The organism is Gordonibacter faecis (assembly GCF_030077735.1).
Lineage (GTDB): Bacteria > Actinomycetota > Coriobacteriia > Coriobacteriales > Eggerthellaceae > Gordonibacter > Gordonibacter faecis.
This window is the reverse complement of record NZ_JASJEU010000003.1, coordinates 336,012-353,228: the sequence shown is the minus strand read 5'-3', so window position 1 is coordinate 353,228 and position 17,217 is coordinate 336,012. Positions and strand designations below refer to the sequence as shown.

Here is a 17,217-nt window from a genome sequence, read left to right as displayed (position 1 = left end):
CTGTGAGTGCGCTTCAAAAAAAGCGCAGCGAACATGATAGCAGAATGTGCGCGATTAGGCAGCGACGATTGAAAGCGTGTAGGCGCGCTCGCCCTGCGTGAAGGGGCGAAGGAGGTTCTCTACCAGGGTGCGTGCCTGTTCGTCGGCTTGGGTGAGCATGTCGGTTTGGTTTACTTTGCCCTCGGCGTCGGAGTGGGCGGCTTTCAGAGCCTCGGCGGTGTCCTGCTTGTTTTCCCAGTTGAATAGCGCGAATGTGGAGTCGTAGAACTCGAGCGAATCAGGGTCAATCTCAACACCGAGAAGCTGGGCGGCGGGCAGGCGTACGGTGATAGTGTGACCGTTTACATCGACGGAGGCTTGCGACAAATCGACGCCGGCGCGTATTTCGGCGTCATACACCATGGTGAAGCCCTTCTTATTAATGAAGTCTATTTCACCATTTTCGTAGCGCACGAGCCCGCGGTATTCCAGCTTTGCGGTGGCCAGCTCGCTCGCATTCGTCAGTTGTTCTTGGATGGACGTGGAACTCAGCTTGACACTGGGCTCGAACGCGCGCTGAAACGCCAGCGTACCAACCACACCCACGGCCACCAGCGCCACGGCCACCACTACGGCGAGCAGCTTCTTCATGAGATCCTCCTTGGATTGTCCTTTGCGGGGCAGGATACCACGGCAGGGGAGTGGCCCCTCCCGTTCAACAAGCCTTTGAAGGTGGCGCTGCGCCTACGCGAGGCGGGCGTAGAAGCGGCCGTCGCGCTGCTCGACGGTGATGCCATCCAGGTCAGCCACGTAGCTGCGGAGCTGCGGGTAACCCAAATCGCGCACCTTGAACGTGCGGAATTTGGCGCGCACGCGCTTGCCAAGGGCACCCAGCTCGGCACCCTCGGCGCCCGCATCGGCCACGGTCTGGCGAATGAACGCCTCGGCACCCGTGGCAGTGGAGGTGGCGGGGGCGACAGCGGCGGGAGCCGTTGGGGCTGCTTGGGGCTTCGCCTTGCCCGCGTTCGCCTTTGTGGTGCGGCGCTTTGGCGCGGCCTTGGGAGTGGGGGTATCGCTCGCCGTGTCGCGCTGTGCTTCGTCGGACGTCTTGCGAGGCTTCGCTTCGCGCGCCTCGTGCTTGGTGGTGCCGCCGCGTGACGCCGCTGCACGTTTGCGCGTAGCGCGGCCGGGGCGGAAGTCCACGGGCTCGCTTGCATCGCTTGCAACCCCAGTCTCAGCCGCAGGTGAAGGAACTTCCTCGGCAGGCTTTTCAGCTTGAGGAGCCGCCTTTGTCGCGCTGGTTTCTTTCGCAGTCTTCGGAGTTTCAGGCGCTGCGGGTGTCTCGGCCTCCTGCTTATCGGTTTTGTCGGCGGGCTTCAACGTGCTTGTAGTGCCGCGCTTGGCGCTCATATGGGTGGAGCGTCGCAGCCGCTTCTCACCAACTGTACCCGTACTTTCACGAGGCTGCTCGTTCGCCGCCTCGGACGCGGCGGCGTTCTCGCGCTCACTAGCAGGGTTCTCGCCAGCAGCAGCGACCGCTTCACCCGCAGCAGCTTCCGGTTCGCGCTCCGTACTCTTTTCCTCAGCCAGCTCCACCGTGACAGAGCTGCCGTCCTTCGTCACCACGACGCTCTCGAATTCATCCAGCAGCTTCTTCAGCTGATTCGTGCCGTAGCTGCGCACGTCGAAGTCGGGGTAACGCTTCAGCAGGCGGCTGCCCACCTCGCCAAGGCCAGTTGACTTACCATTATTCTGGTTGTCAGTGATGATGTTCACCACGGCCTGTTCAATCTCTTCAATAGAGGGGCCGGTGTTGCTCTGGCTATTTGCAGCCTGTCCGCCCTGGTCAGGCTTGCCCTTGCCGCGTCCGTTCTTGCCGTTACCCGGCAACAAAAGCTCCAGCGTGGTGAAAATGTCGCACGCCTTGCGGAAGGGGACGGGCGTTTTCTTCTCGCCCATGCCAATGACCGTGAGGCCGCTTTCGCGGATGCGGCTGGCCAGGCGCGTGAAGTCGCTGTCGCTCGATACGATGCAGAAGCCCTCCACCGACCGCGTATATAAGATGTCCATGGCGTCGATGATCATGGCCGAGTCGGTGGCGTTTTTGCCCTGGGTGTAGCCGAACTGCTGGATGGGCGTGATGGAGTTTTCCAGCAGCGCGTCTTTCCATTTGGCGTGCAGCGTGAGCGTCCAGTCGCCGTAAATGCGCTTATAGGTGACGGTGCCGTACTTCGACAGTTCGTCGGTGATGGGTTTGATGTATTTGGCCGAGACGTTGTCGGCATCTATTAAAAGGGCGAATCGTTTTTCTGAAGACTGTTTTTCCACGTGCCTGTGCTCCTCAAAGGTTGTGAGGGTGGGCGCCCCTGGCGCCTTAATAGGGTGGCCGGGCTTGCCCGCTGGCGCCGAAAAGGCGACCAAAACGGCGCGAAACGCGGCATTTCTGACGACAATACTACTCTAGAAGGGCCGATCAGCGCCGGATTGCAGCGATGCTGATACAATTTGTCCATAATCCCTCTTGCACTCGCCGCCCAAAATCCGTATACTTCCACCTTGCGCCTTGGTGGCTATAGTTCAGTTGGCTAGAACGCCAGATTGTGGCTCTGGAGGTCGTCGGTTCGAGTCCGATTAGCCACCCCAGCGCGCTTTTTGAAATTAGGGCTTGCAATCACAACTTGCATGCTTTAAGATAGCCCAGCGCTTTGCGCACTTTGACATAGTTTTCACTTGGACCGTTAGCTTAGTTGGTAGAGCAGGGGACTCTTAATCCCAAGGTCCGGGGTTCGAGTCCCCGACGGTCCACCATTTGAATTCTAGGAGGTCAGACACCATGTCTGGCCTTTTTTGTTGCTACGATGAAGGGCGCGCCGCGTCCGACGTCCCGGGCCCGTGCCCGCGGCCCGCACGCACCTACGCCACAAACCTCCCCAGCAAAAATCCCACCACCACGCATGCCGCGCCTAGCACCGCGGCGAACGCCATGAGCCGCGCATCGCGCTTCTCGCGGCGCACACGCTCGCGCTCGGCGCGCGCCTTCTCTAAGAAGTAGGAATACCCCTCGGACGTGATAACTACAATGGTGCCACGTCGCCCCTCGGTCTTCGTCGCCAGCGCGCCGCGCTCGATGAGTTCGGTTTGCAACTCATCGTCGGGACGGAAGGGGAAGGCGCAGCGATACACCAACTCACCCTCAACGCTGCACGTCGCACGTTCGTAGTCGATGAGGCGTCGAAGTTCGCGCTCCTGCGGTATGTTCAAAACGAGGGACACACGTAAGCCTTTCGGGTGGGTGAGAGGGGTCTTGCGCGGAAGGTTTTCTGTCGGTTTCCATGATAGCTGCTTGTGCGTCTGCGCGCTGTGGAGAATCGCCCAGATTCAATCAACGTTTCGGCGAAGGTTTCGCGCGCCTCACCGTACCCGTCGCACGCCCGCCACAGCGCCCGTCGCACGCGCATAATGCGACATAAACCCCTCCCGCACCCTCACATACGCCACGCCCTCCCGCGTCTTTCGTCGGTTCTTCGTGAACCTGCTTCCTCAACCGTCCCATATGTGCCATAATTCCGTTTCGGTGTGCTCAGAGCGTGCATCGGCGAAGATCAGGCGAAGCCGGCGCCAACGCGCTTTCGCAGGGCAGCCGCCGAGCGCGCCGCACGACGTCGCAAGGCGATGACAGGAAATGATGGAGGATAGTTACGTGGAAACAAAAGTTGAGGCATTGCAGGATAACCGCGTCAAAGTGACCGTTACCGTCGATGCCAAGGATATCGATACGCGCATCAAGAAGACCTACAAAGACTTTGCGCACAAGTACAACTTCCCCGGGTTCCGTGCGGGCAAGGCTCCCCGTCCAATCATCGACAACGCGCTCGGCGCTGAGGCGGTTCCCGCTACGGTGACCGACGACGTGGTGAACGCAACCTATCCTCTCGCTATCGACGACAACAACCTGTTCCCCGTGGCGAAGCCGAAGTTCGCCGAAGACATGGGTCTGGTTGAGGGCGGCAAGCCCTTCGAGTACAGCTTCGAGGTGGAGGTCAAGCCCGAGTACGAGCTGACCAACTACGAGCCCGTCGAGGTCAGCCTTCCGCCGGAGGGCGCGTCCGACGCGGAAATCGAGCAGCAGATTGAGGCGCTGCGCGAACATTATTATGACTACGAGGATGCCGCGGCGGCCACGAAGGTCAAGGAGGACAGCTTCCTCGACATCGCCATGAAGGCCACCGACGACGCCGGCGAGGAAATTGAGTCCATGACCACGGACTCGCGCCTCTATGGCCTGGGTGCCGGCATCCTGCCGCCCGCCTTCGACGCCGAGATCGTGGGTATGAAGAAGGGCCAGAAGAAGGAATTCTCCATCGACATGCCTGCTGAGCCGACCATTCTCACGCAGCCGCTGATGGGCAAGACCGCAAAGATCAACTTCGAAGTTGAAGTGAAGGTTGTCAAGAACAAGGTGCTGCCCGAGGTCACCGACGAGTGGGCCAAGGACACGCTTGGTTTCGAGGACGTCGCCGACCTGAAGAAGCGCATCGCCGAGTCCATCGTGCAGCAGAAGGAAGACGTTCTGCCCCGCATGAAGGAGAACCAGGCGCTTCAGGCGCTGGCCGAGCGCTTGGAGGGCGAAGTGCCTGAAGGCATGCTGGAGGATTCCGAGACCAGCCTTCTGCAGGACTTCTTCCAGCAACTGCAGAGCCAGGGCGTGAGCTTTGACGCCTACCTGGCCCAGCAGGGCATCACGGCCGACCAGTTCAAGCAGGACGTGAAGCAGCAGGCACAGGATATGGCGAAGCAGGACCTGGCGCTGGATGCGTGGGCCCGCCACTTCGACATGACGGTGACCGACGAAGACGTGGCCGAGGAATTCGTGAAGAGCGGCGTTGAGGACCCGAAGGCACTCCAGGCTGAGTGGCGCAAGAACGGCCAGCTGCACATGGTGCGCAGCGGCATCCTGCGCACGAGGGCCGCTCTTGACGTGGTGGAGAAGGCCGTCGTGACCGAGATGCAGCCCGCCACTGCGGAAGAAATCAAGGAAGAGAAGAAGTCGTCCAAGAAGACGGCTGCAAAGAAGACCACTAAGAAGGACGAGGCTGCTGGCGAGGAAGCTTCCGAGAAGAAGCCCGCCAAGAAGCCGGCTGCCAAGAAGGCCAAGAAGGACGAGGCCGACAAGGCCGCTGACGCCGAATAGTCGCTTGCACGGCGCGCGGCTGCATTCCCCCTGCGGGAGCGCCGCGCGCCTTGTCACTGGTAACGAAACGGTAGCTTGGCCTTGCACGGCAGCGAAACGTACCTCACTATGGCATATGACGATAGGAGCGGCCAAGGTGGCCGCAAGCGAAAGCGAGGCATACTATGGGTTTTGATACGAAAGCGGCTCTGATCCCTTACGTTATCGAGCAGTCCCCGCGCGGTGAGCGCAGCTACGACATCTATTCTCGCCTGCTCAACGAGCGCATCATCTTCTTGGGCGAGCAGATTGACGACAACGTGGCGAACTCTGTGGTGGCACAGCTGCTGCACCTGGAGAGCGCCGATCCCGAGAAAGACATCTCCCTCTACATCAACTCGCCGGGTGGTTCTGTCACGGCGGGTCTTGCCATTTTGGACACCATGAACTTCATCAAGTGCGACGTGTCCACCATCTGCCTGGGCGAATGCGCGTCCATGGCCGCCGTGCTTCTGAGCAACGGCGCCAAGGGCAAGCGCCTGTGCCTGCCGAACTCCATGGTGCTTATCCACCAGCCCTCCGGCGGCGCGCAGGGCCAGCAGACCGAAATTGCCATCGTGGCCGACTTCATGCTGAAGACCCGCAATCGCTTGAACAAGATTCTCGCGGACAACACGGGCCAGACGCTGGAGACCATCCAGGCCGACACCGAGCGCGACAACTACATGACCGCGGAAGAGGCCCTGGCGTATGGCCTGGTCGACCGCATCACCACGTCGCGCGCAACCACTGCTGCGAGCACCGAAGAGAAGAAGAGCGAATAACTTTCATGACGAACGACAGACACGAGGAGTTCGCGAACCCCGAGGACATTGCGTGTGCCTTCTGCGGCAAGCATCCGCACGAGGTGACTGCGATGATCTCGGGGCCGAACGGCATCTATATCTGCGACGAGTGCATTTCGGTGTGCGCGGATGCCATGATGCGCGATTTGGGCCTTTCCGTCCCGCCTGAGATGGCGGGAGGGTTTGGCTTTGAATCCGACGAGCCCACCGGCCGCCACGCCAAGCATGGCGCGGCCGACAACGTGATATTTGCCTCGCCCGATGAGCCCACGCCCGAAGACGTGTTGGCCGATTTGCCCACGCCGCACGAGCTGTACGCCGAACTCTCCGAGCACGTGGTGGGTCAGGAAGCCGCCAAACGCGCGCTGTCCGTGGCCGTGTACAACCACTACAAGCGCATCAGCTTGGGCGCGGACGCATCCGACGGCGAGGTGGAGCTGGCCAAGAGCAACATCATGCTTTTGGGTCCCACGGGTTCGGGCAAGACGCTTCTCGCGCAGACGCTCGCCCGCACGCTGAAGGTGCCGTTCGCCATTGCGGACGCCACCACGCTCACCGAGGCGGGCTACGTGGGCGAGGACGTGGAGAACATCCTGCTCAAGCTTATGACGGCGGCAGATTTCGACATCCCGCGCGCCGAGATTGGCATCATCTACATCGACGAGATCGACAAGATTGCGCGCAAGGCTGAAAACCTGTCCATTACGCGTGACGTGTCGGGCGAAGGTGTGCAGCAGGCGCTGCTCAAGATTGTTGAGGGCACGGAGGCGAGCGTTCCCCCTCAGGGCGGGCGCAAGCACCCCCAGCAGGAGCTTCTGCATATTGACACCACGAATATCCTGTTCATTCTGGGTGGCGCGTTCGTGGGCTTGGCTGATATCGTGGCCGATCGCGTGGGTAAGAGCAGCCTTGGCTTTAACGCTGAAATGCCCGAGAGCAAAAAGCACGCCGAGGCCGAACTTCTGGCCCAGGTGCTGCCCGAAGACTTGAACAAGTACGGCATGATTCCCGAATTCGTGGGCCGCATCCCTGTGGTGACGTCGCTCAAGGAATTGTCGGAGGAAGATCTCGTACGCATTCTCACCGAGCCAAAGAACGCGCTGGTGAAGCAGTACACGAAGATGTTTGAGTTTGAGGATGCAACGCTGGTGTTCGAGCCCGAGGCGCTTACCGCCATTGCGCATGAAGCGGTGGAGCACGGTACGGGCGCGCGCGGGTTGCGCTCCATCTGCGAACGCGTGCTAATGGACGTGATGTATGACTTGCCCGAGCACGAGGGCGCCACGTGCGTGACCGTGCGCGCAAGCGACATCACCGGTGAGACGAAACCCGAGATAGAGCCTGAGGACGCCCTTGAGGCTCAAAAGCAGAGCGCCTAAGTACGGGGTGTTTGCGTAGGTAAGATTGGGTGCGCGGCAGGCGCGCCATAAGAGGGGAAGCGGGTAGCGCGCGCAGGCGTCGCGCCCGCTTTTCGGTTCGAGAGACGCGAGGACGAAAGAGCAGGCCATGGCCGAGAACACGAACGAAACCAACGGCAAAAAGGTAGATTACGATTTCCAGGCGCATGAGCGCCCGCTGTTCGACGCGTGGATGAACGCGGGCTACTTCCAACGCACGCCCGAGCTGGGCGAAGGTAAAGGCCAGCCCTACACCATCGTCATTCCGCCGCCGAACATCACGGGCGTGCTGCACATGGGGCACGCGCTGAACGACACCATTCAGGACACGTGCATTCGCCGCGCGCGCATGCAGGGCCGTCCCGCGCGCTGGGTGCTGGGCACCGACCACGCGGGCATCTCCACGCAGACGAAGGTGGACAAGAAGCTGGCTGACCAGGGTATTTCGCGCTTGGAAATAGGGCGCGAGGCGTTTATCGAGGCGTGCTACGACTGGTATAAAGAGTACGGCGCCACCATTGTGAACCAGATCAAGGGCATGGGCTGCTCGTGCGATTACTCGGAGGAACACTTCACGCTGGAGCCTGCCTACGTGAAGGCCGTGCGGAAGCTGTTCGTGGACTGGTACCACGACGACCTCATCTACAAGGGTAAGCGCATTGTGAACTGGTGCCCGCACTGCACGACGTCCATCTCGGACGACGAGGCAGAATACGTTGATGAAAAGGGTCATCTGTGGTATCTGCGCTACCCCTTGACCGAGCCGGTGGACGGGCTTGAGTATTTGGTGGTGGCTACGACGCGCCCCGAGACCATGCTTGGTGACTCGGGTGTGGCGGTGAACCCGAAGGATGAGCGGTTCGCGCACCTGGTGGGCAAGACCGTGACATTGCCGCTGGTAGATCGCGAGATTCCCATCTTCGCCGACTGGCATGTGGATAGGGAGTTCGGCACGGGCTGCGTGAAGACTACGCCCGCGCACGATCCGAACGACTGGGCGATGGGCGAGCGCAATGGCCTTGAGCGCATCAACATCTTCGACGAGACGGCGCACGTAGTGGAAGGCTACGGGAAGTTCTCGGGCATGGATCGCGACGAGGCGCGCGAGGCCGTGGTGGCCGCGTTCGACGAGTTGGGCCTGCTTGAGAAGGTGGAAGAGCACGACCACTCGGTGATGACGTGCTATCGCTGCCATACGAAGTTGGAACCCTGGGAGAGTGAGCAGTGGTTCGTGGCCGTGGACGGCCTCAAGGAAAACGCCGCGCGTGTGGTGGAGGACGGCTCCATCCAGTTCCATCCCGAGCGCTGGCGCCAGGTGTATCTCGACTGGTTGGCGAACCTGAAAGACTGGTGCATCTCGCGTCAGCTGTGGTGGGGACATCGCATCCCTATGTTCTATTGCGACGCGTGCGGCTGGGAAGACGCCAGCGTGGAGGACATTGAGGTGTGCCCCGTGTGCGGCGCGCCGGTGCGCCAGGACGAGGACGTGCTTGACACGTGGTTCTCGTCACAGCTGTGGCCCTTCGCCACGCTTGGCTGGACCGAAGAGGGCATGGAAGCGCCGCAGATGAAGCAGGCGTATCCCACGCAGGTGCTATCCACGGCGCGCGACATCATGGGGCTTTGGGTGGCGCGCATGGTGATGGCATCGATGTACTGCACGGGTGAAATTCCGTTTGAGCACGTCATCATTCACCCGACGGTGATGGCGGCCGATGGTAAGCCCATGTCGAAGAGCCGCGGCAACGGCGTGGACCCGCTGCGCCTCATGGAGGACTACGGTGCTGACGGCATGCGGTTCGGCCTTTTGATGCAGGTCACAGGCGCGCAGGACCTCAAGTTCAACGAGGCGAAGCTGGAGAGTTCGCGCAACTTCGCGAACAAGATTCGCAACGCCGCGCGCTTTGTGATGATGAACCTCGACGACTACGAGCCGGGTGCCCCTGAGCCGGTGACGCCGGTTGACCGCTGGATCTTCTCGCGGCTGGCGGGCTTGGTGGCGCGCGTCGACGAGGCGTTCGCGAACTTTGAGTTCGGCGAAATTACGCGCGAATTGTATTCGTTCTTCTGGAACGAGTTCTGCGACTGGTACATCGAATTTTCGAAGGCGCGCCTTGCGGGCTCGCCTGAAGATCGTGCGGCGTGCCAGCGCAACCTCGTATTTGTGCTTGACCAGGCGCTGCGCTTGCTGCATCCCATCATGCCGTTCGTGACGGAGGAAATCTATCAGCAGCTGCCGGTGGACAAGACCGAAGCGCCGTACCTTATTGTGGCCGCGTGGCCAGACGCTGCGGCGCTTGCGCAGTACGTGGATGCGGATGCCGAGCGTGCCATCGACCTCGTGACCGAAACAGTGTCGGCCATTCGCTCGACGCGCGCCCGCTACGGCATCTCGCCGAAGACGGGCCTTGCCGTGGTCGCGAAGGTGGGGGAGAGCGACGTCGCGCTTCTGGAGGCGCAGCGCGGACTTATTGAAGGTATGGTTAACACCTCTTCGCTCACCATTGCCTCCGATGTGGAAAAGCCGGCCGAGTCAAGCGTGTCTCTGGCTTCTGGCCTGGAGGTATACATCGTGCTGTCCGGCCTGGTAGACTTCGACGCCGAGCGTGCCCGCCTGCAGAAAGAGCAGGCAAAGCTGGCCGCTGATGCGGGCAAGCTGGAAAAGAAGCTGAACAACCCCGGCTTCTTGGCTAAGGCCGCGCCCGAAATCGTCGAAAAAGACCGCGCTAAGCACGCCGAGCTGGCCGACAAACTCTCCCGCGTCGAAGCCCAACTGGCTGAACTGGGATAGGGATACACCACGGGGGCGCGCACGGCAGGTGAGCGCCCCCGTTTTTCTGCGCCGCTCATCCGTGCGTGGAGGCTTGCGGAAATTGCCTGAACGGAGACGTATTCGCAGGCAACTTTGCTATAATGACTGACCGTGTCGGCGCTGAGGAAGCGTGGCATGCCGGTTGTCGCTCGCGTGCGCGGGCGAACGGAGGAAATCGAGGTTGACATGAACGAACTGCTGTCCCAGCTGTGGACGCCCGAGCTGCAAGCCGCGTTCACCGTGGTTGTGGTGCTGCTCGTCATTTTGTATGTGCTGTCCATTGTGTGGGTTGTTCGCGACGCCTATCTGCGCGGCTCCTATTGGTATGTGTGGGCGGTTGTCGCACTCATTCCCTTGTTGGGCATTATTGCGTACTGCCTGCTGCGTCCGCCGCTGTTGCAGATTGACCGCGACGAGCAGGAGCTGGAAATTGCGCTCAAGCAACGGGAACTCATGAAGTATGGCGAATGCGCGAACTGCGGGTATCCCGTGGAGTCCGACTACGTGCTGTGCCCGAATTGCCATCAGCGCTTGAAGAACCTCTGCACGAACTGCAACCATGCGCTCGACCCGTCGTGGACCGTGTGTCCGTACTGCGCAACGCCGGTTGGCGGCAGCCCGGCGCGTCGCCGTTCACGAACGCAGCAGCCGCAGCAGGCGGCTTCCCAGCAGCAGAGGCAAGCACGGCAGCGCGCCCCGCAAGGTGAGCGCCCCGCGCACTAAAGCTTTGTTGTTCTGAGCCGCCTCGTTTTCGGGGCGGCTTTTTGCTGCGCTCGCTGCGGCGTTTGTTGAAATGGTGTGCGAGCGGGCCTTTCGGCTCTCTCGTGGCATACTGAAACGGTCGCGCACTCAAGACGCGACCGAACCGATCGTGCAGGCGCTTTGTGCGCGCCCGGCACAGAGAAAGGAACTAACATGAATATCGTACTTCCCGACGGCTCAAAGAAGGAACTCGCCGAGGGCGCCACCGTTGCCGACGTGGCCGCCTCCATCGGCGCCGGCCTGGCGAAGGCCGCGCTCGGTGGCAAGATTGACGGCGCGTTCGCCGATCTGGACACTCCCGTGACCGATGGCGCCACAGTTGAGATCATCACCGCGAAGAGCCCCGAGGCGCTTGGCATCATGCGCCACTCCACCGCCCATGTCATGGCTGAGGCCGTACAGCTGTTGTTCCCTGGTGCGCAGATTGCGTTTGGGCCTCAGACCGAAGACGGCTTCTTCTACGACTTCGAGCTGTCGCGCTCCATCACTCCGGAGGACTTTGAGGCCATTGAGGCCAAGATGGCCGAGATCATTGCCAAAGATGAGCCGTTTGTGCGCGAGGTGGTTTCGCGCGACGAGGCGGAAGCTATCTTCGCCGACCAGCGCTTCAAGCTGGAACATATCCGCGAGCTGCCGGCCGACGAGGACATCATCATCCGCCGCCACGGTGATTTCGTCGACTTGTGCTCGGGCCCGCATATGCCTTCCGCGGGCAAGATTGGCGCGTTCAAGCTCATGAAGGTAGCCGGCGCGTACTGGAAGGGCGACTCCGACCGCGAGATGCTGCAGCGCATCTACGGCACTGCGTTCTTCAAGCAGAAGGAGCTGGACGAGTATTTGCACAACCTGGAAGAGGCTGAGAAGCGCGACCATCGTAAGCTCGGCCGTGAATTGGGTATCTACATGATGGACCCCATGGCGGGCGTGGGCTTGCCGCTCTACCTTCCCAAGGGTGCGCGTGTCATCCGCACCATGCAGGAGTGGTTGCGCCGCGACCTCTACGAGCGCGGCTACGAAGAGGTCATCACCCCACACATCTACAATGCAGATGTGTGGAAGACCTCGGGCCACTACGGCTTCTACAAGGAGAACATGTACTTCTTCGAGATTAACGAGGGAGACGACGAGAATCCGCGCATGAGTGAGTACGGCGTGAAGCCCATGAACTGCCCGGGCCACGTGATGCTGTACAAAAATGAGCTGCATTCCTACCGCGACCTGCCCTTGCGCTACTTCGAGTTCGGCACCGTGTATCGCCATGAGATGAGCGGTGTAGTGCACGGCCTTCTGCGCGCTCGTGGTTTCACTCAGGACGACGCGCACGTGTTCTGCACGCGTGACCAGGTGGTGGACGAGGTTGTGGCCATCCTTGACCTTGTGGATCACATCATGACCACCTTCGGCTTCGAGTACACCGCCGAGATTTCCACCCGCCCGGAGAAGTCCATCGGCACCGATGATATGTGGGATCATGCTACGAACTCGCTCAAGGAGGCGTGCGCGCGCCACGGGCTGGAATACGAGATCAACGAGGGCGACGGCGCGTTCTACGGTCCGAAGATTGACATCAAGGTGAAGGACGCCATCGGGCGCACCTGGCAGTGCTCCACTGTACAGGTTGACTTCAACATGCCCGAGCGCTTCGAGCTGACCTACCGCACCGAGGACAACACCGAAGAGCGCCCCTGGATGCTCCACCGCGCTATCTTTGGTTCCATCGAGCGTTTCCTTGGCATCCTCATTGAGCACTATGCGGGTGCACTGCCGCTGTGGTTGGCTCCCGTGCAGGTGGCCGTGCTGCCGCTGGCCGACCGCCACAACGAGGCGGCTGCCGCGCTCGCCGCGCAGGTGAAGGCCGCCGGTGGTCGCGTGGAGGTGTACGATCAGAACGAGCCCATGCGCGTAAAGATTGCCAAGGCGCAGAGCCAAAAGATTCCCTACATGGCGGTGCTCGGCGACAAAGAAATCGAGAACGGCCAGGTGAGCGTCCGTGAACGTCACGAGGGCGATCTCGGCTCCTGGCCCGTGGAGCAGCTGCTCGAAAAGATTCGCGAGGCTGCTCTGTAGCAAACTGTTCGCTCAAACAAACGACTCCGGCATATGTTCGGGGTCGTTTGTTGTTGAAGGGAAAGGTGTCTATCAAAACAGCATTTAGGGGTACTTGCGCTTGCTTTTCATTTCGTCGAGCATGAGTTCAATCTCGTCCTCGCCGAGGCCCATGCGCTCGGCGGCGTGGCCAATCTCGCTCATGCGGCGGCGGTACTCGCGTACGACGCGCTCGGCAACGCGGCGGCGGTGCTCTTCACGGCGTGACTGGCTGGTGGATAGGCGCGGGCCGTCTCCATCGGGGTCGGCGTCGGTGGCCAAGGCACGGCGGGACAATTCCTGCGAGGCGTAGTCAAGCGCCTCGTCAATGGCGCGTTTGCGCGCACTGCGACGCTGTAGCAGCGCGGCGCGGTCCTGCCAGGGCATATCCTCTACGTCGCGTCCTTCACGCCGTGCCGCCAGGCGTTCCAGTGCTTCCTGGCGTGCAAGCATGCGTTCCAACTCCCAGTGCTCACGCAGAATGCTGCCGATATCGCGCGGGTTGTGGGCAATCTCGCGCACGGCCTCAATGGGTTTCGCGTCGGCCACGCGGTAGGTGAGCATACCCAACAGCGGCATGAGAAACACAGTGATGGCTCCCGCCGCCACCAGTACGCTTGCCGTCTCCTGCGGCATGGCACCTGCGCTCACGGCGACGGAGGTCACGGCCACAATAATAGGCAGCGCTGTTGTGCAGTACAGCGCGATGGTCAGGCGATTATGCGTGGAAATGTCGCGCGTTTCGGCGTGCGTGCTCAGCGATACGAAGATGGGCACGGTGCGCACCAGCAGCAAGAGCACGATGAACCCCACCAGCATTACCGGCTGCGCAAACACCGCCATGAGGTCAATTTTCGCGCCGGATACCACAAAAAAGAGGGGAATGAGAAACCCGTAGGCCACACCATCAAGTTTGTGCTCCAGCCCGTGATCGCCCTCGGGAATGAGGTAGCGCAGCACAAAACCCGCCGCAAACGCGCCAAGCACAATGTCGAGGTCGAACACAGCCGCCACGGCCACCAGGCCTACCAGCAGCAACACCACCACGCGCATCATGGTTTGCGACGTGCCGTCGGCGTTCTCCGAAAGGAAGCGAAACAGCCGGTGACCTGCTTTCTTGGCTTTCGCGGGTATTACGGCAGCGGTGATAGCAATGATGACGAATGCCACTAAAATGAGCATAGTCTGCCATTCAGCGCGTGCTGAAAGCAGCAAGGCCATGGCCAACACCGGGCACAATTCGCCCCAGGTTCCGTAGGCTAGAATGGATTCGCCCACGCGCGTGCCGGTGAGTTCGCGCTCCTTCAAAATAGGCATGAGCGTACCGAGTGCGGTAGTGGTAAGAGCAATGGCCACGGCTACAGCTTCCAGCTCATTGGTTTTCATCAGTCCAGCCGCAATTACCACGGCAAACGCAAGTGCAATTGATACTACCCATGTGGCAAAACCGCGTTTGCCCTGGGAACCCGTGAGGCTCTTGGGGTTTATTTCGTAACCCGCCAGCAGAAAGAGGAAGGCCAACCCTAAATCGGACAGTAATCCCACCGAATCCGTCAGCTCCACTGCGCCTATCATATGCGGCCCCAGCGCCGCACCTGCAATAAGGAGGAACACCGTTTCAGGAACAAGCTTGTTCGGTATGAGTTTCGCAACGATGGGGCTTGCCGCCGCAACCAGTGCGATGATGGCAAGTGAAACGAGATCAACCGTCATACAAAACCTTTCGTGCAAGTGTTAGCGCAGGTGAGTGGAATCATTCTACACCTTTAGCCGGGCTGTCAACGTTAAAGGAAGGGTACGTGTTTTGTGCGGTCGTGGTATGCTGAGTGCTATCCACTTTTCGAAACGAAGGAGTAGGTTCATGATTATTACCACCACGCCCACGGTTGAGGGATATCGTGTCACCGGGTATTACGGCATTGTATTTGGTGAAGTTATTACCGGTATTAACATTCTGCGCGACTTCGGAGCGGGCATTCGCAATATTGTGGGCGGACGTAGCGAAGGGTATGAACAAGAACTTTTGCAGGCGCGCGCCGATGCGCTGCAGGAGCTTGAACAGCGCGCGGCTGAAATGGGTGCGCATGCGGTCATTGGCGTGGACATGGACTACGAGGTGCTTGGCCAGGGCGGCAACATGATTATGGTGACCGCCTCCGGCACCGCCGTCACGCTGGCGCAGGCCTAACAGCGTGAAGGGCTGGCACCCCCTGCGCCAGCCCCGCTTGCGCAGGGGGTGCATGCACCCGAGCACGTCTTACCCCGCATCAATCGCGTAGCGTTTCTTCCCCAACTCCTTCGCCCGGTAGAGCTCCCTATCGGCGCGCCGATACAGCGTCTCGAAGTCGCTTCCCGCCGCTGGTGCCAGCGCCACACCCACGCTCGACGACACCTGGCATACCCCCGCGTCCGTCTCGATAGCGCACTGCAACGCTGCCACCAATTCCGCCGCCTTCCGCTTGGCGCACGCGGCGTCCGACACGGGCGAGAACGCCACAAACTCATCCCCACCAATGCGCCCGACCACGTCTTCGCGGCGGAAGTGTCCGCCCACGATCAGCGCAAACTCTTCAAGCACTTTATCGCCTGCACTGTGGCCCAGCTTATCATTCACCGATTTAAAGTCGTCGATATCCAGGATGAAGAACGCGTAGCTCCCATCCGGCTTATCGGCCAGCATCGCGCGAATATGCTCCTGCGTGGCTGCTTTGTTATAGAGGCCGGTCAGCGAGTCGCGCTGCATCTGCTCGATGAGTGCCTGTTCGCGCCGCTTCTCTTCGTCGATATTCTGGCGGTACACCAGCATGCGCAACGACCCATCATCGCTCCAGATGAACAAGTGGGCAGTGATGCGCATCCACACATACGACGCGTCGTTTTCGGCAATCATAAAGTCCAGCGTCAGCGTGTCTTCGCCGCGCTCGTAAGCCTGCTCTACTGATGCGGAGCTAAAGGTGTGCAGATAGCTTTCCCGGAACTCTTCCTTTATCTGCTTTTCCGCAATTATGATGAGTGCCTGGTCATACGGCATCTTCCCCGGCACACCCAGGCTTTTGAAATACTGCTCGGTGTCTTCGCTGGCCGCGCGGTTGTTAGTGATGTCCACTTCGTAAATGTTCTCGTAAATTTGCTCGGCCGCCTCCTGGAAGATGGACTTGTGCTCCTGCTCGGCGGCGGTTGTCTGCTTCACAATGAGGTCATTGTAGCGGCGGAAAATACTGGTGGTGGCAACCAGTACCAGCACAATGACCACGGCAATTACTCCTAGGGCTAGCAACAACTGCTGGGTTGTTTGCGCGGTCAGCGACGAGGTATCGTGATCCACTACCAAGAACCAATCGAGGTAGGGCACATATTGGGACACGAGGTAACCTGATCCGCCGGCCCCCGAATACCAGAGGCTCTGCTCTTCTGCGCGGTTGCCGAGCGCCTGATCGCGAAACTCCGCGAATGCCGTATCGGTGAACAGATTCGCCTGCTCAACGTCGCGACCGTCCGTCGACACCTTCACCGCGCCCTCGCCATCTACCAAGTACGCGTGTGTGTCGGTCTGTTCTTCATAGGAGGAGAAGAGCGTGCGCAAGTCGTCGATGTTGAAGCCCACGCCCACAATGCCGACGGTTGTGCCCTCATCGACAATACGGCAGTTGACGAATACGGTGATCTCGTTGCTCATGGCTTCGTCGTTGTCAATGTTGAGCGCATAATCCTGCGTGCCTTCCAGAAAATCGAAGTACCACGTGTTTTCAGGGTTGTTGCGCTCAAGCGTGCGATCAATGCCGTTGAAGTGGTAGTAGCGCGACGTGGCCGACGACGTGAGAAACACCGAGTCGAAGCCGTACTTGACGCGGTAGGTATCCAAGTACGTGCGCAGCGATTCAACGAACGCGGGGTCGTCGGCGCGCTGAAGTTCCTCGCGCAGGCTTTCTTTGAGAAGGCTGTCGTTGGCCATGGTAAGCGACACGTCAATGGGTTGCGTGAACTGGGCATCAATGGCGCGCGCGATACCCTCCGACGTCAGCAGCGACACGCGTTCGGCGTCTTGCTCGAAGGCCTCGCGGTTTGAGTGATAGCTGATGAAGGAGGTAACAACGAAGCCCAGTATAATGATGAGACAAATGAGCGCGTTGGCCCGCCAGGTGATGCACTTGCTCAAAGGCCTTGTCC

General features: G+C 60.4%; 12 protein-coding genes and 2 tRNA genes. 9 read left to right on the top strand and 5 right to left on the bottom strand.

The window, feature by feature from the left end; translation table 11 throughout:
* Positions 1–54: 54 nt before the first annotated feature.
* Together QNJ86_RS01815 and QNJ86_RS01810 are read right to left on the bottom strand one after the other, a co-directional pair.
* Positions 55–630: a DUF4230 domain-containing protein gene (locus QNJ86_RS01815; protein ID WP_283830861.1), complete on the bottom strand. Its 576-nt coding sequence runs from the start codon at positions 628–630 to the stop codon at positions 55–57.
* A gap of 93 nt (positions 631–723) precedes the next feature.
* Entirely contained in the window at positions 724–2,307 is a 1,584-nt protein-coding gene (locus tag QNJ86_RS01810; protein WP_283830860.1) for an NYN domain-containing protein, read from the bottom strand.
* A 238-nt stretch (positions 2,308–2,545) separates the two neighbouring features.
* On the opposite strand from QNJ86_RS01810, the gene QNJ86_RS01805 reads away from it, so the two are divergent.
* A tRNA-His gene (locus QNJ86_RS01805) sits at positions 2,546–2,622 on the top strand.
* An 89-nt stretch (positions 2,623–2,711) separates the two neighbouring features.
* Positions 2,712–2,787 (top strand) — tRNA-Lys (locus tag QNJ86_RS01800).
* A 105-nt stretch (positions 2,788–2,892) separates the two neighbouring features.
* Here the strand turns inward: QNJ86_RS01800 and QNJ86_RS01795 are convergent.
* A complete protein-coding gene (locus QNJ86_RS01795) occupies positions 2,893–3,252 on the bottom strand; it encodes a hypothetical protein (protein ID WP_283830859.1) in 360 nt (119 codons plus the stop codon).
* A gap of 427 nt (positions 3,253–3,679) precedes the next feature.
* Between QNJ86_RS01795 and tig the strand changes: the two genes are divergently transcribed.
* From tig to thrS, 6 genes are all read left to right on the top strand, one after another.
* Complete coding sequence (gene tig / locus QNJ86_RS01790; RefSeq protein WP_283830858.1) at positions 3,680–5,170, top strand: trigger factor; 1,491 nt, start codon at positions 3,680–3,682, stop codon at positions 5,168–5,170.
* 164 nt (positions 5,171–5,334) lie between these two features.
* Entirely contained in the window at positions 5,335–5,973 is a 639-nt protein-coding gene (locus QNJ86_RS01785; RefSeq protein WP_283830857.1) for an ATP-dependent Clp protease proteolytic subunit, read from the top strand.
* Positions 5,974–5,978: 5 nt separating this feature from the next.
* On the top strand, positions 5,979–7,373 hold the full coding sequence (clpX, locus tag QNJ86_RS01780; RefSeq protein WP_283830856.1) for an ATP-dependent Clp protease ATP-binding subunit ClpX: 1,395 nt from the start codon (positions 5,979–5,981) through the stop codon (positions 7,371–7,373).
* A gap of 127 nt (positions 7,374–7,500) precedes the next feature.
* A complete protein-coding gene (locus tag QNJ86_RS01775; protein WP_283830855.1) occupies positions 7,501–10,182 on the top strand; it encodes a valine--tRNA ligase in 2,682 nt (893 codons plus the stop codon).
* Between the two features lie 156 nt (positions 10,183–10,338).
* A complete protein-coding gene (locus QNJ86_RS01770; protein WP_283830854.1) occupies positions 10,339–10,926 on the top strand; it encodes a zinc ribbon domain-containing protein in 588 nt (195 codons plus the stop codon).
* 192 nt (positions 10,927–11,118) lie between these two features.
* Complete coding sequence (gene thrS, locus QNJ86_RS01765) at positions 11,119–13,032, top strand: threonine--tRNA ligase (protein ID WP_283830853.1); 1,914 nt, start codon at positions 11,119–11,121, stop codon at positions 13,030–13,032.
* 84 nt (positions 13,033–13,116) lie between these two features.
* Here the strand turns inward: thrS and QNJ86_RS01760 are convergent, their stop codons facing one another.
* Positions 13,117–14,763, bottom strand: a complete 1,647-nt coding sequence (locus tag QNJ86_RS01760) for a cation:proton antiporter (RefSeq protein WP_283830852.1) — start codon at positions 14,761–14,763, stop codon at positions 13,117–13,119.
* Positions 14,764–14,911: 148 nt separating this feature from the next.
* On the opposite strand from QNJ86_RS01760, the gene QNJ86_RS01755 reads away from it, so the two are divergent.
* The gene (locus QNJ86_RS01755) at positions 14,912–15,238 is read left to right on the top strand and encodes a YbjQ family protein (protein ID WP_283830851.1); all 327 of its coding nucleotides are present in this window, start codon (positions 14,912–14,914) and stop codon (positions 15,236–15,238) included.
* A 69-nt stretch (positions 15,239–15,307) separates the two neighbouring features.
* Here the strand turns inward: QNJ86_RS01755 and QNJ86_RS01750 are convergent, their stop codons facing one another.
* On the bottom strand, positions 15,308–17,206 hold the full coding sequence (locus tag QNJ86_RS01750) for a sensor domain-containing diguanylate cyclase (RefSeq protein WP_283830850.1): 1,899 nt from the start codon (positions 17,204–17,206) through the stop codon (positions 15,308–15,310).
* Between the last annotated feature and the right edge of the window lie 11 nt (positions 17,207–17,217).

Excerpts from the sequence above, each read along its gene's own strand:
- QNJ86_RS01815 (WP_283830861.1), bottom strand. The coding sequence starts at position 630 with ATGAAGAAGCTGCTCGCCGTAGTGGTGGCCGTGGCGCTGGTGGCCGTG.
- QNJ86_RS01785 (WP_283830857.1), top strand. The coding sequence starts at position 5,335 with ATGGGTTTTGATACGAAAGCGGCTCTGATCCCTTACGTTATCGAGCAG.
- clpX (WP_283830856.1), top strand. The coding sequence starts at position 5,979 with ATGACGAACGACAGACACGAGGAGTTCGCGAACCCCGAGGACATTGCG.
- QNJ86_RS01775 (WP_283830855.1), top strand. The coding sequence starts at position 7,501 with ATGGCCGAGAACACGAACGAAACCAACGGCAAAAAGGTAGATTACGAT.
- QNJ86_RS01770 (WP_283830854.1), top strand. The coding sequence starts at position 10,339 with ATGCCGGTTGTCGCTCGCGTGCGCGGGCGAACGGAGGAAATCGAGGTT.
- thrS (WP_283830853.1), top strand. The coding sequence starts at position 11,119 with ATGAATATCGTACTTCCCGACGGCTCAAAGAAGGAACTCGCCGAGGGC.
- QNJ86_RS01760 (WP_283830852.1), bottom strand. The coding sequence starts at position 14,763 with ATGACGGTTGATCTCGTTTCACTTGCCATCATCGCACTGGTTGCGGCG.
- QNJ86_RS01755 (WP_283830851.1), top strand. The coding sequence starts at position 14,912 with ATGATTATTACCACCACGCCCACGGTTGAGGGATATCGTGTCACCGGG.